General features: G+C 36.2%; 22 protein-coding genes, 1 other RNA gene and 1 pseudogene. 7 read left to right on the top strand and 17 right to left on the bottom strand.

Features of this window, described 5'->3' with window-relative positions; genetic code table 11:
- Nucleotides 1-26: 26 nt before the first annotated feature.
- The 5 genes from ACTJJH_RS01445 to kynU all read right to left on the bottom strand — a co-directional run bounded on the left by ACTJJH_RS01445 (nucleotide 27) and on the right by kynU (nucleotide 6,109).
- Nucleotides 27-1,208, bottom strand: a complete 1,182-nt coding sequence (locus ACTJJH_RS01445; RefSeq protein WP_440600593.1) for a S8 family peptidase — start codon at nucleotides 1,206-1,208, stop codon at nucleotides 27-29.
- Nucleotides 1,209-1,769: 561 nt separating this feature from the next.
- The gene (locus tag ACTJJH_RS01440; protein WP_005073920.1) at nucleotides 1,770-2,051 is read right to left on the bottom strand and encodes a DUF6527 family protein; all 282 of its coding nucleotides are present in this window, start codon (nucleotides 2,049-2,051) and stop codon (nucleotides 1,770-1,772) included.
- A 606-nt stretch (nucleotides 2,052-2,657) separates the two neighbouring features.
- Entirely contained in the window at nucleotides 2,658-3,404 is a 747-nt protein-coding gene (locus ACTJJH_RS01435; RefSeq protein ID WP_440600592.1) for an alpha/beta hydrolase, read from the bottom strand.
- A gap of 7 nt (nucleotides 3,405-3,411) precedes the next feature.
- A complete protein-coding gene (locus ACTJJH_RS01430) occupies nucleotides 3,412-4,818 on the bottom strand; it encodes an amino acid permease (RefSeq protein WP_440600591.1) in 1,407 nt (468 codons plus the stop codon).
- Nucleotides 4,819-4,858: 40 nt separating this feature from the next.
- The gene (gene kynU / locus ACTJJH_RS01425; RefSeq protein WP_440600590.1) at nucleotides 4,859-6,109 is read right to left on the bottom strand and encodes a kynureninase; all 1,251 of its coding nucleotides are present in this window, start codon (nucleotides 6,107-6,109) and stop codon (nucleotides 4,859-4,861) included.
- A gap of 147 nt (nucleotides 6,110-6,256) precedes the next feature.
- Here kynU and gigD point away from each other — a divergent pair, with 147 nt between their 5' ends.
- On the top strand, nucleotides 6,257-6,706 hold the full coding sequence (gene gigD, locus ACTJJH_RS01420) for an Lrp/AsnC family transcriptional regulator GigD (protein ID WP_017386002.1): 450 nt from the start codon (nucleotides 6,257-6,259) through the stop codon (nucleotides 6,704-6,706).
- Nucleotides 6,707-6,734: 28 nt separating this feature from the next.
- Nucleotides 6,735-7,271, top strand: a pseudogene (locus tag ACTJJH_RS01415) (GNAT family N-acetyltransferase).
- Nucleotides 7,272-7,308: 37 nt separating this feature from the next.
- On the opposite strand, the gene ACTJJH_RS01410 reads toward ACTJJH_RS01415, so the two are convergent.
- Nucleotides 7,309-7,602, bottom strand: a complete 294-nt coding sequence (locus tag ACTJJH_RS01410; RefSeq protein WP_014206979.1) for a hypothetical protein — start codon at nucleotides 7,600-7,602, stop codon at nucleotides 7,309-7,311.
- A gap of 426 nt (nucleotides 7,603-8,028) precedes the next feature.
- Between ACTJJH_RS01410 and ACTJJH_RS01405 the strand changes: the two genes are divergently transcribed.
- The 4 genes from ACTJJH_RS01405 (at nucleotide 8,029) to ACTJJH_RS01390 (ending at nucleotide 10,861) form a co-directional block, all read left to right on the top strand.
- A complete protein-coding gene (locus tag ACTJJH_RS01405) occupies nucleotides 8,029-8,715 on the top strand; it encodes an HAD-IA family hydrolase (protein ID WP_440600589.1) in 687 nt (228 codons plus the stop codon).
- Nucleotides 8,699-9,127, top strand: coding sequence for an RNA-binding S4 domain-containing protein (locus ACTJJH_RS01400; RefSeq protein WP_005068915.1), 429 nt, complete (start codon nucleotides 8,699-8,701; stop codon nucleotides 9,125-9,127). Before ACTJJH_RS01405 ends, ACTJJH_RS01400 begins: the two co-directional genes overlap by 17 nt.
- 145 nt (nucleotides 9,128-9,272) lie before the next feature.
- Nucleotides 9,273-10,319: a recombinase RecA gene (gene recA, locus ACTJJH_RS01395; protein WP_002115680.1), complete on the top strand. Its 1,047-nt coding sequence runs from the start codon at nucleotides 9,273-9,275 to the stop codon at nucleotides 10,317-10,319.
- Nucleotides 10,320-10,378: 59 nt separating this feature from the next.
- The gene (locus tag ACTJJH_RS01390; protein ID WP_005068912.1) at nucleotides 10,379-10,861 is read left to right on the top strand and encodes a regulatory protein RecX; all 483 of its coding nucleotides are present in this window, start codon (nucleotides 10,379-10,381) and stop codon (nucleotides 10,859-10,861) included.
- A gap of 13 nt (nucleotides 10,862-10,874) precedes the next feature.
- Here ACTJJH_RS01390 and ffs read toward each other — a convergent pair.
- An RNA gene (ffs, locus tag ACTJJH_RS01385) (signal recognition particle sRNA small type) lies at nucleotides 10,875-10,971 on the bottom strand.
- Nucleotides 10,972-11,285: 314 nt separating this feature from the next.
- Between ffs and ACTJJH_RS01380 the strand changes: the two genes are divergently transcribed.
- The gene (locus ACTJJH_RS01380) at nucleotides 11,286-12,161 is read left to right on the top strand and encodes a YbgF trimerization domain-containing protein (RefSeq protein ID WP_167563429.1); all 876 of its coding nucleotides are present in this window, start codon (nucleotides 11,286-11,288) and stop codon (nucleotides 12,159-12,161) included.
- Between the two features lie 58 nt (nucleotides 12,162-12,219).
- Here the strand turns inward: ACTJJH_RS01380 and lpxA are convergent, their stop codons facing one another.
- The 10 genes from lpxA to frr are packed head-to-tail and all read right to left on the bottom strand — an operon-like array spanning nucleotide 12,220 to nucleotide 22,351.
- Nucleotides 12,220-13,008 (bottom strand): acyl-ACP--UDP-N-acetylglucosamine O-acyltransferase, encoded by a 789-nt coding sequence (lpxA, locus tag ACTJJH_RS01375; protein ID WP_440600588.1) that lies wholly within the window; start codon nucleotides 13,006-13,008, stop codon nucleotides 12,220-12,222.
- Nucleotides 13,005-13,490 carry a 3-hydroxyacyl-ACP dehydratase FabZ gene (gene fabZ / locus ACTJJH_RS01370; protein ID WP_002115603.1) on the bottom strand — a complete coding sequence of 162 codons (486 nt, stop codon included), beginning with the start codon at nucleotides 13,488-13,490 and terminating at the stop codon, nucleotides 13,005-13,007. The genes lpxA and fabZ overlap by 4 nt, the downstream gene beginning before the upstream one ends.
- A 6-nt stretch (nucleotides 13,491-13,496) precedes the next feature.
- A complete protein-coding gene (lpxD, locus tag ACTJJH_RS01365) occupies nucleotides 13,497-14,567 on the bottom strand; it encodes a UDP-3-O-(3-hydroxymyristoyl)glucosamine N-acyltransferase (RefSeq protein WP_032036519.1) in 1,071 nt (356 codons plus the stop codon).
- 4 nt (nucleotides 14,568-14,571) lie between these two features.
- Nucleotides 14,572-15,072, bottom strand: coding sequence for an OmpH family outer membrane protein (locus ACTJJH_RS01360; RefSeq protein WP_016145644.1), 501 nt, complete (start codon nucleotides 15,070-15,072; stop codon nucleotides 14,572-14,574).
- Between the two features lie 41 nt (nucleotides 15,073-15,113).
- Nucleotides 15,114-17,624 (bottom strand): outer membrane protein assembly factor BamA, encoded by a 2,511-nt coding sequence (bamA, locus tag ACTJJH_RS01355; RefSeq protein WP_032036521.1) that lies wholly within the window; start codon nucleotides 17,622-17,624, stop codon nucleotides 15,114-15,116.
- Between the two features lie 36 nt (nucleotides 17,625-17,660).
- Complete coding sequence (rseP, locus tag ACTJJH_RS01350; RefSeq protein WP_032036523.1) at nucleotides 17,661-19,016, bottom strand: RIP metalloprotease RseP; 1,356 nt, start codon at nucleotides 19,014-19,016, stop codon at nucleotides 17,661-17,663.
- A gap of 1 nt (nucleotide 19,017) precedes the next feature.
- A complete protein-coding gene (ispC, locus tag ACTJJH_RS01345) occupies nucleotides 19,018-20,214 on the bottom strand; it encodes a 1-deoxy-D-xylulose-5-phosphate reductoisomerase (RefSeq protein WP_032036525.1) in 1,197 nt (398 codons plus the stop codon).
- Nucleotides 20,215-21,039: a phosphatidate cytidylyltransferase gene (locus ACTJJH_RS01340; RefSeq protein WP_017385994.1), complete on the bottom strand. Its 825-nt coding sequence runs from the start codon at nucleotides 21,037-21,039 to the stop codon at nucleotides 20,215-20,217. It abuts the gene before it with no gap.
- Complete coding sequence (uppS, locus tag ACTJJH_RS01335) at nucleotides 21,039-21,791, bottom strand: polyprenyl diphosphate synthase (RefSeq protein WP_002115643.1); 753 nt, start codon at nucleotides 21,789-21,791, stop codon at nucleotides 21,039-21,041. The genes ACTJJH_RS01340 and uppS overlap by 1 nt, the downstream gene beginning before the upstream one ends.
- Before the next feature lie 5 nt (nucleotides 21,792-21,796).
- Nucleotides 21,797-22,351, bottom strand: coding sequence for a ribosome recycling factor (frr, locus tag ACTJJH_RS01330; RefSeq protein WP_002115638.1), 555 nt, complete (start codon nucleotides 22,349-22,351; stop codon nucleotides 21,797-21,799).
- Nucleotides 22,352-22,410 lie beyond the last annotated feature (59 nt).

Here is a 22,410-nt window from a genome sequence, read left to right as displayed (position 1 = left end):
ACCTTTTTTAATTTAAATAACTGCTTTTACTGCGCAGATTTATATAGCAACCGATTTGGGCTACCTGAAGGATTTTTTACCACATTATTACTTGCTTGGTTTAAAAGATTAGTTGAGATTGTCTGAGGTGTTGCTGTAGGCGTACTTTGCAACATTTCAGCTACGACACCGACAACATGTGGAGTTGCCATTGAAGTTCCATTCAAAACTTTAGTTGCTGTATTACTGCCAATCCAAGAAGAGTTAATCTGGCTTCCAGGCGCAAAAATATCAACACAACTACCATAATTCGAATAACTAGCTCGAGTATCTGTACTATCTGTAGCAGCAACAGTAATTGCCTTACTTACTCTGGCAGGAGAAGAACTACATGCATCTGTATTCGAGTTTCCTGCAGCCACAACCATTACATAACCATTATTAAATAAGTTTTCTACTGCACTATCTAAAGATGCGTTTGCTTCACCACCTAAAGACATATTCACTACAGCTGGCTTTTTACCATTTTTTAATATCCAATCTAAACCAGCAATCACATTACTCGAAGCACCAGAACCATCACATCCTAAAATCCGAATAGGCACTAAGCTTACATTCTTGGCAACCCCATAGGTACTACCACCAACTGTTCCTGCCACATGGGTACCATGACCATGACAGTCACTTGTTCCATTACCATCAGATATCGCGGTATAGCCACTTAATACCCGTCCAGAGAACTGTTGATGTGTAGACAATATTCCTGTATCAACAATATAAGCAGTTGTACCTGAACCTGTTTGTAAGTACGAATAGGCTGAATCTAGAGGTAAGTTTTTTTGGTCAATACGATCTAGTCCCCAATCTGGGTTGCTTTGGGTAGTGGCATCAACTTTCATGATTGTGTCATTTTCTACTGAAACGACTTTCGGATTTTTTTTCATGGCTTCAACAAAAGCAGTACCGGCAACATCGGGTAAATAAATTGCAAATCCCTTAAGTACAGCATCATAGGTCTGTAATACCTTCCCACCATGTTGTTTAGCAATACCTTGTGCAAACTCGTTAGAAGAACCCACATCCTTATTAAGAATAACAATATATTGATTTTTAATAATTCCTTTTGCTTCAGATGAGCCTAATACAGAATTTGTTGTAGCAGGTGCAGCATAGGTTAAATGGCTCAGCGCTATTGTTAAAAGAAAAGTCGAAACTTGACAAAACTTCATAGAAAATCTCCATATTTTTTACTTTAGACATCATTGTTATGATCAGTACAGTCTTTATATTTAGGGATTAACATCTTTTGAAAGGAATTTTTATTATATTCTCCATATATTATAACCACGTCATGTTTTCATAAAACTTGGACCTATACAATGCTATTATCTTTTTTCATTTAAAATTGAGAACCAATTCAAATAAACCAATACATCAAACATTTTAGAATAAATAATTATCTTACTTTATTTATAATTTAGTTTAGGTAGGATGTATAATATAAAAATATATAATCATTAAAAATAATATAAATGTAGAAATAATGAGATATGTTCCAGTTGTATTAAAGCTTTTTAAAAATTTCCAGATATCCATAAATAAAAATATAAAACAGTAAGTTATGAAAATTCTTGCAAATTATAATATAGCCTTCAACTAAAAGAGATTTACAATTTTTTAAACTATATGTGTTCAGTATCAAATATGTAAAGATATATTGCAAAAATATGTGATAATTAAGGAAATGTGCAGTCCTTTAAATGGCCATAATTAATAAATACCAAAATCAATTATATTCTATAGTTTTTTAATTTTAGTTCTGGCAGCTCAACCTTACAACCAGCTAAATGATGCCTACAATTAACGCTATATTCGATAAAGCCATCTTTAATAAAGTAATTACAATATTCATTTATACTTATGATGGGATCAAATGTCGGTTTTTCCAAGTTACCATTAAAAAACCATTGGTTGCCGTTAGAGAAAGGATAATGTACAGGAATATAATGAAGATATCCGCAAGCAGGACACATATGTTTATACATGCCTCCTTCGAAATACTGTACTTTCATTAACACTCCTTTAAAAATAAAAAAGCCAACTCATAAGAGCCGACTAAACCAATTATTTACAGATGCTATATATTATTAAATTATGTGCTATAGCCTTCTCTCTTTTATTTTTCTGTTTTTAATTTATCTAACCTATATGACAAATTCATGAAGTTCCGAGTGTAATCTCACACTTTGTTAGTTTGGTAAAATATATTTTATATAATCTATTAATTAAATGATAATTCCAGTTAAATAATGAAAAGCCAATACTAGTTTTTTTCTTATTTGGCAGAGGGCTATGTGATTAACTCATATTAATCATTAAATAGATATTAATGCCATATCCAAGAACAAAATTCGATTTATCTTATTGTTTTTAAAAATCAAATAAAAAAGTCCGCATCTTGGGAAGCTACGGACTTGAAACTCAACTAAACAACAGCTAAACATTTTGCCGCTTAGTGAGAAAGCACTATCTTTTTAATCTAATTAAGTTCTATAGTCAGGTCAATAAGGATACTTAATTTTTATAAAAATTAGGTTGAGTTGTGATTTATCTCACATTTTATCTTCTAATAAGTTTAATCTGTTTTTCTTTACTCAATTACACTCCATTTCAAACACTTAAATTAAAATATTATTAAAGTAATGATTTAAAATAGAATAATGGTTAATTTTAGGAATAAGCTTGAAAGAAACAAAATGCTGATCTTGCCTTTTCTTCATTTCAAAATAATTTTGGCTTTGCCATTTCAACTCATCAAGTTCGAGTTCACCACAGAAAATTGAACATGGAGTAGTAATTCGTTTTGACTGATGAACAGGGCTGTATTTTAAGATATCTTCGCTTGAAAGATTGAGAGCATGATTTAAATGTGTACTTTGTATAGGCTCAAGATCATAAATTCCACTTAACAAAACCATCTCAGATATGAGTGGATGGCCTAATGACAAAGCAGCCAGATGCGCCCCTGCCGAATGCCCAACCAAAACTACCTCATTAGTTTTCCAGTCTTGCTCTCGAATAAAATCGAGAGCTTGATTAATTTGAGAAGCAATATCTGAAATTTTGCTTTGTGGTGCTAAATCATATTCTAAAAGAACGCACTGGACTCCTTTTGCTAGAACATACTGTACGATGAATGCAAAATCTGATTTATCACACCATTGCCAATATCCACCATGAATAAAAATAACAGTCTTTTTGGCTTGCTCTAATGGGAAAAAATCTAAAGTTGACCTTGGGTGCGTCCCATATTGGATATCTGCAATATGGGTAAATTTTTGATAGCTCAACAAGCTTGTTCTTTTAAATTCTGCCAATATTTCATGTTCATTCGCTACGGTTCTAGAATTATCATATAGTCGCATAGGTCTCTCACTTCAAAGATTCTTTATGACTATTTGAAGCAAGCTTGGCTGATGAACGTTTTAAATAATAGAAAAATGTAAGAACAACAACTAATGGGACTCCAAACTGTAAAGTTGACTTGAATTCATTGGTAAACCACGTTGTGATCGTAATACTTAAAATTGCGATTAATCCCAACAGTGAAATTAACTGGCTCGCTGGAACCTTAAATTTTAACTGTTCTCCTTTTCTTGCCATATTCCTTCTAAAAAACATATGGGTAACAAAAATACTGCCCCAAGTGAACAACGCACCAAACATAGATAAAGCAATCATGATCGGGAATGCCGAGTTCGGATTAATGGTATAAACAATACTCGCGATCCCAATACCTACTGCTGACAATAACAACGCATTAATTGGTACGCCATTATGACTAATACGACCAAATAGTTTTGGCGCATCTCCTGCTCGTGACAAGCTAAATAGCATACGTGTTGAGATATACAACATACTATTCATAGCTGATAAGGCCGCGACAATTACAATAAAATTTAAAATACTGTCTGCATATGGAATCCCTACAATTTTCATCACCATCACAAAAGGGCTGGTTGCGTCAGCTCCAATTAAAGTTGTCCAAGGAACAAGGGCCACAATGAGAAATAAAGACAGTAAATAAAATAGGATTAAGCGAATTGCCGTACTTTTAAAAGCTTTCTTAACTGCTCTTTCTGGATCTTTAGCCTCACCTGCCGCTACAGCGATCATTTCAATACTTAAATAGCTAAATATTGAAATGATTACTCCGATCCAGACTCCACTAAAACCATGAGGGAAAAAGCCCCCATGCTCGGTTAGATTAGAGACAACCTGAGCTGTTCCTCCATGACCTTGAGTCAAAATACCAATTGCTAAAAGAATAAATACAATAATTGCAAAGACTTTTATGGTCGAAAACCAATATTCAACCAATCCAAAAGCTTTAACGCTATATGCATTAACAACAAGTAAGGTTAGCGAGAAAAAGGCAATCCAGACCCAAGAACCTACATGAGGAAACCATAATTTCATATAGTCAGCAACTGCTGTAATTTCTGTACCGACCGCTAATACAATACATGCCCAATAACAATAACGGACTAAAAACCCAGCAAGCGGACTTATATAATGCTCAGCATATGCCCCAAATGAGCCTGACGTAGGGTGCTGGACCGTCATCTCAGCCAAACAAGCCATAATAGCAAATGCGATTAAGCCACCAATAGCATAACTCACAATGACGGCAGGGCCAGCAAAGCTAATTGCGAACTTGCTTCCCATGAACAGCCCTGTACCAATCGCTCCTCCAATTGCAATCATTCCCATCTGTTTTGCGGATAATTTTTTATGTAAACCCGCTTCTCGATTTTGTATTTCATCAAAACTGCCCATAGGCCCTCCTAGCCATTTTTCTGATATTGATCTCTAACGATCAGGTCACTTCACTGCGCACCAGATAACGCTCATTTTTCCATTCACTATTCAGCATAATTTGCTTAAGTTGTTGTACGGCATTCCAAATATCTTCAAATCCTAGATATAAAGGTGTAATTCCAAAACGTAATACTTCCGGCTCTCGATAATCCCCAATTACCCCACGCGTAATAAGCGCCTGAATAATTTCATAGCCAAACTCATGTCTGTAACTGACATGACTGCCACGATATTTATGGTTTAAAGGGGTAATGAGTTCAAAGCCAAACTGAGCACATTCTTGTTGAATAAGTTGAATAAACAAATCAGTTAATTTGAGTGATTTCTCGCGTATTTGTTGCATATCAGCTTGTAAGAAAATATCGATACCACATTCAATTAGGCTCATAGAAATGATGGGTTGAGTTCCGCACAAGTAACGACGGATACTGTTAGCTGGTTCATAGTGCTGAGCCATATCAAAAGGTTTTTTGTGGCTCCACCAGCCTGAGAGAGGTTGCCAGAACTGATCACGATGCTTTCGATTTACCCATAACAACGCTGGAGAACCTGGGCCACCATTTAAATATTTATAAGTACAACCAATCGCAAAATCACTATTGCTCTGATTAAGATCCATAGGCACTGCACCAACCGAGTGACATAAATCCCAAATAATCAAAGCATCTTTAGCGTGAATTTGTTGATTAATAGACTCCATATCATAGAAATATCCAGTCCGATAATTCACATGAGAAAGAACAACTACCGCCACATCTTTTGCTAGAACACGAGATAAATCATCGGTGCCATCAATCAATTCAACTTGATAACCCTGATGAATCAAGTCTATAAAGCCTTCAATAATATAAATATCGGTTGGAAAGGCATCTTTTTCTGCAACAATAATTTTACGTTCCGGAAATTTTTCAGCTTGAATTTTTACCGCTGCTGATAGAACTTTGAATAAATTTAGGGTCGTTGAGTCTGAAATAACCACTTCACCTTTTTCAGCACCGATAAGCTGCGCGACTTTATCTCCGAGTCTAGTCGGTAGTCCCCACCAATCTGCTTTATTCCAACTATTAATGAGGTCCTCACCCCACTCTTTTGCAATAATATGCTGAGCAACCTCTAATGATTTTTTTGGTCTTGCGCCTAAAGAATTACCATCTAAATAAATGACATTTTCTGGTAGTGCAAATTCGTCTTTAAACTTTTTGAGTTCATCTTCCTGATCCCAATAGAGGCATTGTTCGTGAGTAATCATTTGTTATTTCACCTATTTTCAACATTTCCTTTGTATTTGAATTTTATCACGCTAATTCTTTCGATTTATTCGATAATATTTGATTAAAATTTACTATTTTCGTATAAAATTCGAATTAAAATTAAAAAACATGGATGAAATTCGAAAATGAATGTAGATGCAATTGATCTTAAAATTTTAAAACATTTACAAGATAATGCTCGGTTAAGTAACCAAGAACTGGCCGATCTCGTTAACCTTTCGGCTTCAGCTTGTCATCGGCGAGTTAAAATTTTAGAAAGCAATGGTGTAATTGAAAAATATCAAGCGAAAGTTAATTATGAAAAACTAGGTATAAAAATTGAGGCAATTGTCGAAATAAAGCTTGCCCAACTCACAGAAAATGATCACAACTTCTTTTTAAGTCAGATCAAAAATTTTGATGAAGTCATTAATGCATATATTATTACTGGCGAATCTAATTATGTTTTACACGTTGCGACCAAAGATTTGAGTTCTTTTTCTCATTTCGTCATTAATACCTTAAATAAAATAAAAGGTGTAGTGAGCATCAATTCCAAGATCATTTTACAAAAGATTGTGCAAAAACCACTTTAATCCCTTATTTTTATTAAAGAGACATCTCATGATCGAAACAAAACGTTTAATTTTAAGACAATGGAAAGAAAGTGATGTTGAGCCTTTCATAACAATGGGCTTGGATCAAGATATTATGCAATTTTTCCCAACTCTATTAACACCCCAAGAAAGCCTTAATTTAATCCAAAAAATTTCATCTCTCATTGATAAAAATGGTTGGGGCTTCTGGGCAGTAGAATTAAAATAAACTCATCAATTTATCGGGTTTATTGGTTTACATAGCCAACCTGAACAATTTGACTTTTCCCCATGTGTGGAAATTGGGTGGCGACTTGCAAAAGACTTCTGGAAACAAGGTTATGCAACTGAAGGAGCAAAAGCGGCTTTAGACTATGGTTTTAATGTACTGAATTTAGATAAGATCGTTTCATTTACCGCTAACATAAATACACCCTCTCAAGCCGTCATGGAAAGACTTGGAATGCACAAAGTTAAAAACTTTGATCATCCCAAGGTTCCTCTCCATCACCAACTAAAAGCACATGTGTTATATGAAATTACAAGCTCTTCATTTATTTTTTGATTAAAGTCAAAATTTTAAATTATTAATAAAAATTTTCTTAATCATCGAAATCATAGCCAACAGATGTAGAGCACTCCCAATACTCATGGATTTTACTCGCGATATCATCTTTTCCCATTGTAGTGAGTACATAAAAGAGTTTAGCCTCTTTATTTTTTCTTAGTATTAATAGGTTGTAGTAATCATACTCAGGCCCATTAAGACCTAATGTTGGCTGTGTTTCACAGTGCTTTTCTGCTTTGTAATGCCATTCAAGCTTATAAGTATCAAGGCCATCAGCAGCATTGATTACAATACCGTCATTGGCTCCGCCAATAAATCCAATTTTCATTGCTTTCTCTAAATTCTTATTAGGGGTAAATTTAAATATAACTTTAAACAAGTATCCTTCAATTTATAAAATGTATGTCAATACGTATCCTATGTAAGCAAAATTAACCATAAATATAGATGACTTTTAAGATTTCTTAATTGCAAAACTTTGGCACCCTATTCTTACTTTAAACACAGGAAAAGTTTTCTACTAAAAAGCATTTATTATTGTTTCCTGTTTTGCAAAATTACACGCTATAATTTTCAAATCATTTATCCTCCCTACCCATCACATTAATTTAAACAACTTTTGAAAAAAATTAGTGCGCGGAGTTTTAAATTAATTTTTTATATCCCAAGCTTCTTTAATTTATGATTTTAAAAAGGATATATGGTAGATGTGTCTTAAAAAATTTGCTTTGAATGATTTTGGAGATATTTAGATATGTCTAAAATCATAATGTTTGACATGGATGGAACTTTATTAGATCTCGCTTTTGATGATTTCATCTGGAATGAATGTCTTCCTAAGCGACATGCAGAGATCCATCAACTTCCACTCGACCAAAGCCAAAAAACACTATATCAGTTTTATCAATCACATAGACATACGCTTGTTTGGTATTCATCAGCTTATTGGACTAAAACTGTAGGCGTTGATGTACTCAAATTACAGCAAGAGTTTCAGACAAAAATTCAAGCTCGCTCAGGTTGTATTGAGCTTCTGCAGGAACTGAAAAAGCAAAGATATAATTGTTGGTTAGTTACAAATGCTGACCGTGCAAGTTTACGATTAAAGCTCGATAATATTGCAATTGAAGACTTCTTTAACGTAATCGTATCGAGTGAGCAAATTGGTTATGCAAAAGAAGATATTCATTTTTGGCAAGAGCTCCAAAAATTACACCCTTTCGACCCAGACGCAACCATTTTTATTGATGATACAGCTCCTGTACTAAAAACAGCTGAAAAATTTGGTATCAGGCACTTGTTTACTATCTTACAGCCCTCAAGTCTAAAGGATGTAAGAAAGCATGAGGATTTAGAGTATAAAGCGCTAGATCGACTTACAGAATTGCTGTCTATATTAAATCAAATTGATAGAAAGGATAATGATGTCAAAATCGCTTGAAAACGATGCTGTAGAGACCATGCGTATCGACAAATGGCTATGGGCTGCTCGTTTTTTTAAAACTCGTTCAATTGCTAAAGCAGCAATCGAAGGAGGTAAAGTACATCACAATAATGAGCGTGTAAAAGTTTCCAAAGAAATTCGTGTTGGGATGGAACTGATTATTCAACAAGGTTTTGATAAAAAAACCGTTGTCGTAAAAGCGCTTTCGAATACACGTGGTCCAGCACCAGTTGCCCAGCAACTTTATGAAGAAACAGAAGTAAGTATTGCTAGACGGGAGTTGATTGCATCCCAACGAAAATTGCATAATCTTGCTCGACCTGATCATAGACCGAGTAAAAAGGATCGTAGACAGATTAATCGGTTTAAACAGGACAATGATCAACACTGGTCGTATGGTGATGAATAAAAACGTCGAGTTGTGTCGCACACACACAGACAACACATAGAAGCTATAGAAAAAATCTGTCACTATTAGCCCTGTGAAACAAGTTGAGATTCAATGCATCCACTTGGGTTAAACGTGATGAACTTAGAGTATTGAGGTTTTTGAGATGGATGAGAATAAAAGCAAAGCATTACAAGCCGCGCTAAGTCAAATTGAAAAGCAATTTGGCAAAAATACGGTGATGCGTCTCGGTGACAACACTGTTCAAGCAGTTGAAGCTGTATCTACAGGTTCTTTGACTTTAGATATTGCATTGGGGATTGGCGGTTTACCGAAAGGTCGTATCGTTGAGATTTATGGTCCAGAATCTTCTGGTAAAACCACAATGACTCTCCAAGCGATTGCACAATGTCAAAAAGCTGGTGGTACTTGTGCATTTATCGATGCAGAACACGCATTAGATCCACAATATGCACGTAAACTCGGTGTGGACATTGATAATCTACTTGTATCGCAACCTGATAACGGTGAACAAGCACTTGAGATTGCAGACATGCTAGTTCGCTCTGGTGCAATTGATTTAATCGTTGTCGACTCAGTGGCTGCTCTTACTCCTAAAGCAGAAATTGAAGGCGAAATGGGTGACTCTCACATGGGCTTACAAGCTCGCTTAATGAGTCAGGCATTACGTAAAATTACGGGTAACGCTAAACGCTCGAACTGTATGGTTATTTTCATTAACCAGATCCGTATGAAAATTGGTGTAATGTTTGGTAGCCCTGAGACTACGACTGGTGGTAACGCATTGAAGTTCTATGCTTCTGTACGTTTAGATATCCGCCGTATTGGTCAGGTCAAAGAAGGTGATGAAATCATCGGCTCTGAAACTCGAGTTAAAGTTGTTAAAAACAAAATGGCTCCTCCTTTTAAAGAAGCTATTTTCCAAATCCTATATGGTAAAGGTACAAACCAGCTTGGCGAACTTGTAGATTTAGCTGTACAACAAGATATCGTGCAAAAAGCAGGCGCTTGGTATTCATATCAAGGCAATAAAATTGGCCAAGGTAAAAACAATGTTATCCGCCACTTTGAAGAGAACCCTCAAATGGCTGGAGAAATTGAAAAGATTATCCGTGAACAACTGCTAACTACGGGTACTAATGGTGCTGTACAAGTGGAAGATGAAGAAGAAGATCTTTTATTAGAGTCTTAATTACCGCTTATAAGTCTTAAAACGCCCTTCGGGGCGTTTTTTACAAGGAAATATTAAATATGTTCAAAAGAACAGAAGAACAGCCCCAACAACGCGCTTTGCTTACAGGGCAACGTTTGCGCTCATATGCTTTTGCATTATTGACTCGTCGAGATTATTCGAAAGCAGAACTGATCGAGAAATTGAATCGTTACGCACAAAACCCTGAAGAGGTTAAGCAACTTGTTGAAGAGTTATCTGAGCAAAATTATCAAAGTGACCAACGCGTTGCAGAACTAACATTAGCTAGCCAAATTCGTAAAGGTAAAGGGCCAAAACGCATTAAACAAGCTTTAAAAACTAAACAAATCGAAAATGATTTAATTGCAGATGAAATTCATAATATTGATTGGGTGGAACAGGCTTATCAACTTAAAGTGAAAAAGTTTGGTGAAGAAGTAGAAAAAGATCCTAAACTTAAAGCAAAACAGATGAGGTTTTTACAATATAGAGGATTTGATTTAGATGTAATTATGAAGGCAATCCAACGGAGATCGGATTAGAAGATGGTGGCAACCCCACTAGCAAAACTTCGGCACATCATAGATCTGCTACCGTTGCTACCTTCCGGTCCTGGCGGGGTTCACAGAGTACAATTGCGAAGCCACCAGCGGGGCTACCATTGCAAAACAGAGTATAGAGATTTTTAAAAGAGTTGCAAGCCTTCTTCTCAATTTTAAGCAAGTTTATGTTTCAATTGATTAATTCATCGTCAAAAACATATAAATTCCTAGAATCTCTTATCTTATATTCTTTCTTGATACTTATTTTGAATAAAATATGCTTGAAGATTGTAAACTATTCTTGCATTTATATTGTTAGCTGTTTTAATTGCAATGATCAATTAAAACCTTAGATAGCTAATGTGAATAGTTTACATATTCCCTTCTCAAGTTAGCTTTTACATAAAATTATGGACCTATACTCATGCGATTGATGAAGCATTCTTTATTATTTATTGCCTTAATGAGCACTACTTCTCTCTATGCAAATATTCCAATTGAATCGCGCGGTTTAAGTCAAAGTGGTGGTAGTTCAACTAACACTTCATCGAATAACGCGTCAGTCCCTAGTAATTTAAATTGGGAATTGATGCAAAAAAACCAACAATTAGAAAATGATATACGTACCTTACGCGGGCAGTTAGAAGAACAATCGAATGATATTGAACAATTGAAAAAAGATTTATCTAATCGCTATACTGATTTAGACCAGCGTTTGGAATTACTGAATCAAAAAGTAGATCCAGAAAGTGCAACGCCAGACAATACAGCAAGTAGTGATGCTACAGCTACTGGCAGCTCAGAAGCTCCTCCTACCGACAATAAAGCAGCTAGTACTACTACAACTGCTGCAAGTCAAGTTACTTCCCCCTCACAAACGCAAGTAACACAACCAGCTTCATCGCCTACTACGCAAAATCAATCGAACCCTGTAGAACTTGAAAAAGCAGCTTATACTGTCGCTTTAGATGCCTACAAACAAGGTGGAGCGAAAAAAGCGATTGCTCCAATGCAAAACTTTATCAAAAATCATCCTAATAGCGTTTATACAGGGAATGCCTATTTTTGGTTAGCTGAGTTTAATTTAGCAACTGATCCGGTAAATTATAATGAAGCTAAAAAGAACTATAATGTAGTCGCTACGCAATACCCAAATTCTAGTAAAGCTCCTCGTGCGCTTTATCAACTCTACAGTATTGCCAAAGATGTTGATAAAAACACTGTATCAGCAAACCAATATAAAGCTAAAATCTTAAGTCAGTATCCAAAATCTGAAGAAGCCAAATTTTTTAATAAATAAAAGTTTTTAAGAAAAAAAGACACCGCGATCTGCGGTGTCTTTTTTTGAATATCTCGGCTTAACGCACAATACCACGTTCTGATTGTTCAACAGAGTCAATTAATAATTGAGCTTCTGGAACATTCGGAAGAATATCATTTTTAATCTGCTCAACAGCTTGAACAGAAGTCAGGCCTGATTTGAAAATCAATTTATAAGCTTCTCTAAGGCCTTGAATTGTATCCTTAGACCAACCCTTTCGGCGCATACCTTCTATATTAATACCAAACGCATGTGCAGGATTACCAGATGCCATAACATAAGCTGGCACATCTTTTAAAATTAAAGATGCTCCACCAACCATACTGTAAGAATCGATTTTACAGAATTGATGAATTCCCGAATTACCACCAATAATGACATGGTCACCGATATGAACGTGTCCAGCAACACCAACATTATTTGCGAAAATATTATGATCACCAACAATACAGTCATGTGCAATATGCGTATTAACCATCAATAAGTTATGACTACCTATTTTAGTTAAAGCATTATCTTGTACAGTTCCTCTATGTAAACTGCAATGCTCACGAATTAAATTATGATCTCCAATCTCTAACCAAGTTTCTTCACCTTGATATTTCAAGTCTTGGCAAACTTCACCAACACTTGCAAACTGGAAAATCTCATTATTTTGACCAATTTTGGTAAAACCACCAACTACAACATGTGAATGTAATTTAGTACCAGCGCTAATCGTCACATTTGGACCAATAATACAATAAGGTCCTATCTGGACATCCGGGGCAATCACTGCAGATGGATCAATAATGGCCGTAGAATGAATTAAATCGTGATTGCTCATGCCTGCTCTGTTTTTTGGTGTGAAATCATAATTTCAGCGGTTGTTGCTACAATACCGTCAACGGTAGCCGTACAGTTATATTTGTAGATACCGCGTTTTTGCATTACTAATTCAGATTTTAATACAAGTTGGTCGCCTGCAACTACTTGTTTTTTAAATCTAACCTTTTCTGCACCAGCAAAGAGGAATAAAGAACCTGGTTTTGGCGTCTCATTGTTCATAATAAAACCTAGAACGCCCGAAACTTGAGCTAATGCCTCTACAATTAGGACACCCGGCATAATCGGATATTCTGGGAAATGTCCTTGTAGGAACTCTTCATTGATAGAAACATTTTTATAACCAACAATACTATTGTCAGTAACTTCAGTCACACGATCAACCAATAAGAAAGGATAACGATGCGGCAAATATTGACGAATCGTTTGAATCTGCATTGGTAATTCAGGGATGGCAAATTTAGGTGTAGTTGACTCGGTCATAATATTCTATTTACGCAAATTAAAAGTTGATTCAAGAGACTCTATTTGAGCTTGTATATGATCAAGTCGTTTAGTGATTTGGGTCAATGGCACATCTGCTAATTGTCGCAAGCGTACAATTGTCTTTTTCCAATGACTATTTTCAAATAATCCAATTCCTGAAGAATAGGTACCAGCTTCAGAAATATTTTTTGTGACCATTGACATTCCAGTTAAAGTCACATTATCAGTGATTGAAAGGTGACCAGACACACCGCAAGCTCCTGCAAGAATACAGTTTTTGCCAATTTTAGTGCTTCCAGCAATTCCACATTTAGCAGCAATAGCTGTATTGGAACCTATATGAACGTTATGTGCGATTTGCACAAGATTATCAATAATTACCCCATCTTCCAAAATCGTATTATCTAGTGCCCCTCGATCAATACTACAATTTGATCCAATGCGGACATCATTACCTATGATAACTGAACCTAATTGTGCGATACGATGCCATTTATCTTGATATGGTGCAAATCCAAAGCCTTCACTACCAATTACAGTACTTGCATGAACTCGAACACGATCAAGTAATTTAGAACCGCCAGTAATGGTGACATGAGAATCGATAAAACAATCCTTTCCAATTTCCACATTATCATCCAGACGAGTATGAGACTGAATAATCGTGTTCTCACCTACTACACAATTTTCACCAATTACAACGTAATGGCCAATATATGCTTTTTCAGAAATAATTGCAGAAGGATGAATTTGAGCAGTACTTTCAATACCTATTGATGTGATCTTTTTATCAAAAGCATGCGTAAGTATGGCAAAAGCTAAATAAGGATTATCAACAATAATAAAATTTTGTTTATCAGTAAGCTGTTCTTTAATTGAGTTTGTAACAATGTACGCACCCGCACGGCTAGCTTTTGCTTGATCAATATACTTTTCGCCATTTACGAAAGTAATATGAGAAGGTTCAGCATTTTCTAAACTTGCCAGGTTTATAAATTGAAGACTACCCGCACCGACTAACTCACCATTAACTAGGTGAGCTAGTTCATCTAAACGATAATGTTGCACTTTCATTAATTTATTTCATTGAATTAACCTTTTGTATCATTTTATCAGTTAAATCATATTTAGCGTCATAGGCAACGGTCGAATTTTTATTCAAAATGAAGTCAAGATTATTTTCTTTTCGTAATTGTTCAGCTGCTTGCTTCACACGAGTCTCAAAAGTTGAGTTCATTCCTTGCAAACTAGTTTGAACTTTAGACTGCAGGCCTTGTTGAGTTGAATTAAATTCATTTAATTTTGACTGATATTGAGTCTGAAGCTTTTTAATATCATCTTCTTTCATTTTTTGCCCTTGCGTTTGGGCTTGACGCTGAAGACCTTCTAACTCTTTACCCAACTGCTCAAGACGAGTTGTTGTTGGTTTAACAGATTGATTTAAACTTGCATTTTGTTGTTTTAAATAAGTACTACTTTCAACAACTTTAGCAAGATCAATAACACCATAGCCAGCTGCATTCGTCATAGCAGAAACTGTAAGGCCTAATCCTAACATTAATATATTTAATTTTTTCATCTTAATTTGTTTCCTTATTTCATTGTTTAGTCAAGTCGTACTTAGAAAGTACGACCGATTTCAAACTGAATCTCTTTAGTTTCATCACCAGGCTTGTCATTTAGAGGGAATGCATAGCTAAGAGATAATGGCCCAATCATAGTGATCCATGTGAAGCCAACACCTACGCTATAACGCATATTGCCTAAATCAAAACCGTAGTTGTCTTCACAGTATTTTTTAGCATCTGCAATTTGCTGACCATTCATCATCATAGAATAAGAGCCAACATCACATTTAGTATCAAATACTTGACCGCCTTCAGCAAAAAGGACTGGTCGTACTTGGCGAGTCCAATCACCTTTGAATGGTAATGGTAAAGCAAGCTCTGTACCAAACTGAACTAAAGCATTACCACCAACCTCTTCTGGAGAAGGGTCATTGGTTTTTGTTTCTTGTAAGTTTACGCTTGAGTATTTAGGTCCCAGAGTGCTGTTATCGTATCCCCGAACTGAACCATAACCACCCGCATAGAAGTTTTTATAGAATGGTAAATCATTACCATAGCCAAGCTTACCATAACCACGAAGTACAAAACCTGTAGTACCGATTGGGAAAAATGCTTGAGCATCATAAGTTAATTTTTGATAATCAACATCACTACCTGGTAGACCAATTTCAAGACCTACACGATGTGACATACCTGAAGTAGGGAAAATTGGTCTATTTAAAGTGTTATATGACCAACCTAAATTCAAGTTATAAGTAAAGAATTCACCTTCAAATGCATTATCATAAGTCTCTTCAGGAACTTTACATTGACCAGTAGTACTATCGATCTGCGAATTACCAGCAGAATCTGTTGGGCAATATGAACCCTTACTTGTTGCTTTACCACCATTTGCCAATAAATAATCACGGACATAGGTAGAGACATAAGGACCAGTCGTTACTTTAGTATTATCAATACCTAAAGAGGCACTTAGGCTTTGGTTTTCATCAATTGGATAACCAAAACTTAAACTACCACCGAAACTATCGGTAACATAGTTATTAACGTTATAGTCATCATTTAGCTTTGTTTTACGATAGTAAACGTTATAACCGCGGCTTACACCATCAATCGTGAAGTAAGGGTCGGTAACACTTAAGTTATAGTAGTCTTGAGTTTCAGAACGAGATAAATCGATCGAAACACGATTACCTGTTCCCATAAAGTTAGTTTGACTCAAACCTGCCTGGAATGTGATACCACCACTTTGTGAGTAACCTACCGCTAATGTTGTAGTTCCCGAGTGTTGCTCTTCAACATTTACGTTTAAATCCACCTGATCTGGTGAGTTTGGAATACGAGCCGGTTTAATATCAACTGTTTTGAAGAATCCAGTACGCTCTAAACGAACCTTAGACAAATCAATTTTTTCATTACTCGCTAAAGCGCCTTCCATTTGACGCATTTCACGACGCAATACTTCATCGGCAGTTTTACTATTACCTGTAAAGTTAATACGACGTACGGTTACTTGCTGACCTGGGTTTACATAATAGTTTAAGTCAACAACACCCGTTTCATTATTAATTTGCGGAACGACATTTACATCTGCAAAGTAATAACCAGCATTACCATATTTACGCAATAACAATTGCTTAACAGCATTTACCTTTTCTTGAGAATAGGTATCGCCATCTTTATAAATTTTTAAAGCTTGCAGTTCTTCAGGTTTATAAAGTGCGTCACCTAAAAACTTGGTTTGACCGAATTTGAACTGGCTACCTTCCTCAACAGCAACTTCAATAAAGATATTCTTTTTATCTTCACTGATATTAAGCTGAGAGTTATTGATATGAAAATTGATATAACCTTTATTCAGATACATGGCACGCAAAGCTTCAAGGCTCGCTGCCATTTTCTCTCTAGCATAACGGTCGTTACGGGTTACAACAGAAGCCCAGCCACTTTCTTTAACTGCGAAAGCTTGTTTAATTTCGCTGTCTTTAAAAACAGTGTTACCAATAATATTGATATTAAAAACTTTAGCAGCCGTACCTTCATTAAAATTTAATTTAAGTTCAACACGGTTATTTGGACGAGCTATCGTATCAACAGTTACATCAGCATCATAACGGCCTTGCTGAGTATATTGCTGCTCTAATTCAGTTTCAATTGTTTGTAAAGCTGACTTCTTAAAAACTTCGCCTTCAGCAATGCCCATTTTTTTGAGGCCTTGCTCTAAAGCCTCTTTAGGAATAAGTTTATTACCCTTAAATTCAAGCTTTGAAATAATTGGGCGCTCTACGACATTAAAAACTAAAGTATCGTTATCTCTTGATGCTTTAATATCGTCAAAAAGTCCAGTGGCATACAATGTTCGAATTGCTTCTGCGATCATCGGTTCATTAACGCGATCGCCACTGTTGATTGGCAACATGGTAGAAACATTTGCAGGAGTTAGACGGACCAATCCATCTATACGAATATCTCGAACAACGAAATCATCAGCTGCATATGCTTGTTGTACCGCTGCCATAGCGCTAACAAGTGCCAAAGGCATTAAAAAATGTGTGTGCCGCATGCCAGTTTTTCCAGTAAGTTATAAATCCATATACGTTTACAAACGCATAAAATCGTTAAATAAAGCTAAAAGCATCATACTACCGAGCAGTACCATACCAATTTTTAGACCAAACATTTGTATTTGTTCAGAAACAGGCTTACCACGAATAGCCTCAATAATGTAATAAACGAGATGTCCACCATCTAGCATTGGAATTGGTAATAAATTTAAAATTCCAAGACTTACACTCATTAAAGCCATAAATGAGATGAAAGTCTGCCATCCCATTTCTGCACTTTGTCCCGCTACTTTCGCGATTGTAATTGGTCCAGAAAGATTCTCTAAACCAATTAAACCCTTAACCATTTTTACTATCGAACTCAATATCATGCTAGAGATTTGGCCAGTCTTATCTAGCGACATCTGGAAAGCTTGTATTGGAGTATATTGAATTGTTTGCTTATATTCGTCAGGAATTGTAATTTTTCCTGCATCACTTTTTACACCTAAGACACCGCTCACTTGCCCCATATTGTCACGCTTTCCTTGAGGCATGACTTGCAAATGAACGAGTTGACCATTACGCAACACATCAATACTTAGCAATTTTTCTGGTGAATGTTGCACAACTTCCACAACATCAAACCAGTCTTTCATTACTTGACCATTAATTAAAACAATACGATCACCGACTTTCATTCCTTGACGAATTGCTGCCCCATCTGCAGTCAACTCCGTTACAACAGCAGGAATAACGGGACGATAGGGTAAAAAACCTAATACATCTAAAGCTGATTCATTTTGGTTTTTTAAAAAATCTTTAATTGGTAAAACAATATTTTTCTCAGTACCTGCACGATCTACATCGATATTCAAGCTACCAGTTTCACCTACACGATCAATCAAAGCAAAATTAAGTTTTTCCCAAGTTTGCGTTTCCTTTCCGTCAACAGCAATAATCTTGTCACCTACTTGTAGTTGAGCTGTTGCTGCTGGCGAGTTGGGTATAACTTTACCCACTCTTGTATTTAGTTGTTCCTGTGCTGGTAAAAATAAAATCCAGAAAAGTAAAACAGCAAAAATCAAATTAATTAAAGGTCCAGCCGCAACAATTGCTATACGCTTCCATGGTTTTTGACGGTTAAATGCATAAGGTAAATCTTGCTCTGCAACATTACCTTCGCGCTCATCGAGCATTTTTACATAACCACCTAGAGGCAAAGCTGAAAGTTGGTACTTAATTCCAGATTTTTTTGATGTCCATTTAAGTAATGTCGGACCAAAACCAATGGAATAGACTAAAACTTTAACACCAAGTTTTCGTGCCACCCAATAATGACCGAACTCATGAATTGCAATTAATGGACCGAGCAAGAGAGCTGCTGCTGCAATCATAAATAATGCACTCATTTCAGCCTCCTATACTTGATATATACTGCTGTGCTACATGTCGTGCTACTTTATCTTTATTTAAAATAGACTCGATATTATCAGCAACTGAGTTTTCCAATTTTTGCAAAGTATGCTCTACCACTTGTGGGATATTTGTAAATCCAATCTGTTGGTTTAAAAATGCAGCAACGGCAACCTCATTTGCAGCATTTAAAATAGTAGGTGCCAGCCCTCCCGCACGCATTGCCTGACGGGCTAAATCAAGTGCTGGAAATTTCTGGATATCCGGTGCTTGAAAATTAAGCTGAGAATACTCAAATAAATCTAAAGCGGGAACACTAGTCTGTAAACGTTCTGGCCATGCTAATGCATGAGCAATCGGTGTACACATGTCTGGATTACCCATTTGCGCCAATGTTGAACCATCAACATATTGCACCATAGAATGAATAATACTTTGTGGATGAACAACAACTGTAACAAAATGTTCAGATATTGAAAACAAATGACATGCCTCGATCAACTCTAACCCTTTATTCATAAGAGTAGCTGAGTCAACTGAGATTTTCTGTCCCATAGACCAGTTGGGATGCTTACAAGCCTGTGCAGGAGTAACTTTTTCTAATTGTTCTAACGAATGGTTTAAAAATGGTCCACCTGAAGCGGTCAATAAGATTCTTGATACACCCTGTTGCGGTTGTCCATTTCTTTCAGCCTCTAAATAATTATGAGGTAATGATTGAAAAATAGCATTGTGTTCTGAATCTACTGGTAATAATAATGCCTGATGATCACGTGCTGCTTGCATCATGATTTCACCAGACATGACCAAGGCTTCTTTATTAGCAAGCAATACGCGTTTACCAGCTTTTACAGCCGCTAATGTTGGTAATAAACCAGCGGCTCCAACAATTGCAGCCATAACTACATCAACATCTGGATGAGATGCGATACTTACCAGCCCTTCCTGATCAGTCAAAATTTCAATATTTTGTAATTCATTCTTTACAAATAAAACTGCTAATTCGTCAACTTTTTGCTTTGGAACAACTACAACTTTTGGTTGAAATTGTTTACATATATCAACCAATTCAGAAATTCGACTATGAGCTGAAATTGCAAATACTGAATACTTATCAGGATGTTGATTTAAAATTTTTAAGGTACTTTGCCCAATGGAACCGGTTACACCCAATATGCAAACAGATTGTGTCATTTATAAATCTACACCAATAAGTTTTAATATATACATTCCCGTTGCAAAGATCGGGGCTGCAGCAAGTAAAGAGTCAATACGATCTAAAACACCACCATGACCAGGTAGTACACGTCCAGAATCTTTAATACCAGCACGACGTTTAATCATCGACTCAAATAAATCACCTAAAACTGAACCGAATACTGTAATCAGTGACAAGATAAGAAACAGGATTTGCTGAATTAAAGTTAAATTTAGATATTGGTATTGCACAACCAACATTACCAGTATGGTCGTAATAATACCACCATACAAACCTTCCACTGATTTGTTCGGACTTACGGTTGGAGCTAGTTTTCTTTTACCAAATTTACGGCCAACAAAGTAAGCACCACTATCTGCACCCCACACGAGTAAGAACAGATACATTAACCACCATGGCGAACTTTGCCAGACAACAAAAATTGAAGTTACCGCAGCACAAACTAAAATAATGCCAATTACATATAGAGTAGCGTTATACCACCCATCAAATTCAGGAAAAGATTTGACCCAATAAACGCTTACAAGCCAAGTCAAAATTGAAGCTGACCACAAAAGTAATGCAATATCATGGAAAAATAGAGCAACGCCTGAAACGAATGCAACAAGCAGACCGTAGCACCAGGCTTTTGGCTTTACAGCATTTACAGTTTCATGGGGCATTAATTTATACCATTCATACCCCGCTACCCCTGCTGCTACAATCATAAGAACCAACATTGGATAATGTGATTGCGTAGCAAACATACAGCCTAAAACAACTGCGACAAGTACCAATGCGGTAACAATCCGCTCTAACATTATAAGTTCTCTATTTTCTCTTGCTGAATTTGTTCAGATGTTTTGCCAAAACGACGTTCACGCCCTGAAAAAACATTCAATGCATGATCGAATTCTTGTACTGTAAATTCTGGCCATAAAGTATCAGTAAAATACAGCTCCGCATATGCTGCTTGCCATAACAAGAAATTAGATATGCGATAATCTCCACCTGTACGGATCAATAAGTCCACAGCTGGCAGATCGTTTAGACTGACATATTTTTCGAACAAATCAACATTTATTTGATCAGCACCAAATTCACCACGGGAAACCGCTTCAGCAACTTGTTTTGCTGCATTTGCAATATCCCACATCCCACCATAGCTCACAGCAATAGTTAAGGTCATAGTGTTATGGTGTGCTGTCTGTTGCTCTGCATCTTCCATTAAGGCAACTAGGTGTGACGGTAATCTGGAACGATCACCTATGAAACGCAAAGCAATATTAAATTTCTTCATGCGAGGTATTTGCTCATGAATAGTTTCTTCAAGAAGCTTCATAAGCAGATCGACTTCAAATTGTGGTCGATTCCAGTTTTCGCTTGAAAATGCAAAAACCGTTAAAGCACGAATACCTGTTTTTTTACAATGTTCAACGATAGGATCAAGAACATTTTTACCCTCTCGATGTCCATCACCTTTTTGCATTTGATTTTTTTTTGCAAAGCGGTTGTTGCCATCCATGATGATGGCAACATGCTTAGGAAGATGATACTCTTCTGAATCGGTCATAAAATTTAGACCTTCATCAATTCTGCTTCTTTCGCTGCAAGACGCTTGTCTACTTCTGCAACATATTTGTCAGTGATTTTCTGGATATCATCACCTGCACGGCGCTCATCATCTTCTGAGATTTCTTTCTCTTTTAATAATGCTTTGATATCACCTAATACATCACGACGAATATTACGAATTGCAACTTTTGCATTTTCAGCTTCGCTACGCGCAATTTTTTGCATATCACGACGTGTTTCTTCAGTTAATGCAGGTAAAGGTACACGAATTGCATCCGCTGTAATTGGGTTTAAACCAAGATCACTCTCACGAATTGCCTTATCAATAGCTGAAACCATTGTACGTTCAAATGGCTGAACAAGAAGTGTACGAGAATCTTCAACACCAACGTTTGCCACTTGATTTAAAGGCACATCAGAACCGTAGTAAGGAACCATTACCCCATTTAAGATTGATGGGTGTGCACGGCCGGTACGAACTTTAGCAAACCCTAGTTCCAAAGACTCAAGAGTTTTCAACATACGCTGTTCGCTGTCTTTTTTCAGATCGTTAATCATATGATCTACCTTACTTATTTATTCAAGGATGTTTTAACAAATTTAATTTAGCGCTAGTA

This window comes from Acinetobacter sp. 22301 (assembly GCF_052045285.1).
GTDB lineage: Bacteria > Pseudomonadota > Gammaproteobacteria > Pseudomonadales > Moraxellaceae > Acinetobacter > Acinetobacter pittii.
The sequence above is the reverse complement of the archived record's forward strand: the minus strand, read 5'-3'. Positions and strand labels throughout refer to the sequence as shown.

Excerpts from the sequence above, each read along its gene's own strand:
- ACTJJH_RS01445 (WP_440600593.1), bottom strand. The coding sequence starts at position 1,208 with ATGAAGTTTTGTCAAGTTTCGACTTTTCTTTTAACAATAGCGCTGAGC.
- ACTJJH_RS01440 (WP_005073920.1), bottom strand. The coding sequence starts at position 2,051 with ATGAAAGTACAGTATTTCGAAGGAGGCATGTATAAACATATGTGTCCT.
- ACTJJH_RS01435 (WP_440600592.1), bottom strand. The coding sequence starts at position 3,404 with ATGCGACTATATGATAATTCTAGAACCGTAGCGAATGAACATGAAATA.
- ACTJJH_RS01430 (WP_440600591.1), bottom strand. The coding sequence starts at position 4,818 with ATGGGCAGTTTTGATGAAATACAAAATCGAGAAGCGGGTTTACATAAA.
- kynU (WP_440600590.1), bottom strand. The coding sequence starts at position 6,109 with ATGATTACTCACGAACAATGCCTCTATTGGGATCAGGAAGATGAACTC.
- gigD (WP_017386002.1), top strand. The coding sequence starts at position 6,257 with ATGAATGTAGATGCAATTGATCTTAAAATTTTAAAACATTTACAAGAT.
- ACTJJH_RS01410 (WP_014206979.1), bottom strand. The coding sequence starts at position 7,602 with ATGAAAATTGGATTTATTGGCGGAGCCAATGACGGTATTGTAATCAAT.
- ACTJJH_RS01405 (WP_440600589.1), top strand. The coding sequence starts at position 8,029 with ATGTCTAAAATCATAATGTTTGACATGGATGGAACTTTATTAGATCTC.
- ACTJJH_RS01400 (WP_005068915.1), top strand. The coding sequence starts at position 8,699 with ATGTCAAAATCGCTTGAAAACGATGCTGTAGAGACCATGCGTATCGAC.
- recA (WP_002115680.1), top strand. The coding sequence starts at position 9,273 with ATGGATGAGAATAAAAGCAAAGCATTACAAGCCGCGCTAAGTCAAATT.
- ACTJJH_RS01390 (WP_005068912.1), top strand. The coding sequence starts at position 10,379 with ATGTTCAAAAGAACAGAAGAACAGCCCCAACAACGCGCTTTGCTTACA.
- ACTJJH_RS01380 (WP_167563429.1), top strand. The coding sequence starts at position 11,286 with ATGCGATTGATGAAGCATTCTTTATTATTTATTGCCTTAATGAGCACT.
- lpxA (WP_440600588.1), bottom strand. The coding sequence starts at position 13,008 with ATGAGCAATCACGATTTAATTCATTCTACGGCCATTATTGATCCATCT.
- fabZ (WP_002115603.1), bottom strand. The coding sequence starts at position 13,490 with ATGACCGAGTCAACTACACCTAAATTTGCCATCCCTGAATTACCAATG.
- lpxD (WP_032036519.1), bottom strand. The coding sequence starts at position 14,567 with ATGAAAGTGCAACATTATCGTTTAGATGAACTAGCTCACCTAGTTAAT.
- ACTJJH_RS01360 (WP_016145644.1), bottom strand. The coding sequence starts at position 15,072 with ATGAAAAAATTAAATATATTAATGTTAGGATTAGGCCTTACAGTTTCT.
- bamA (WP_032036521.1), bottom strand. The coding sequence starts at position 17,624 with ATGCGGCACACACATTTTTTAATGCCTTTGGCACTTGTTAGCGCTATG.
- rseP (WP_032036523.1), bottom strand. The coding sequence starts at position 19,016 with ATGAGTGCATTATTTATGATTGCAGCAGCAGCTCTCTTGCTCGGTCCA.
- ispC (WP_032036525.1), bottom strand. The coding sequence starts at position 20,214 with ATGACACAATCTGTTTGCATATTGGGTGTAACCGGTTCCATTGGGCAA.
- ACTJJH_RS01340 (WP_017385994.1), bottom strand. The coding sequence starts at position 21,039 with ATGTTAGAGCGGATTGTTACCGCATTGGTACTTGTCGCAGTTGTTTTA.
- uppS (WP_002115643.1), bottom strand. The coding sequence starts at position 21,791 with ATGACCGATTCAGAAGAGTATCATCTTCCTAAGCATGTTGCCATCATC.
- frr (WP_002115638.1), bottom strand. The coding sequence starts at position 22,351 with ATGATTAACGATCTGAAAAAAGACAGCGAACAGCGTATGTTGAAAACT.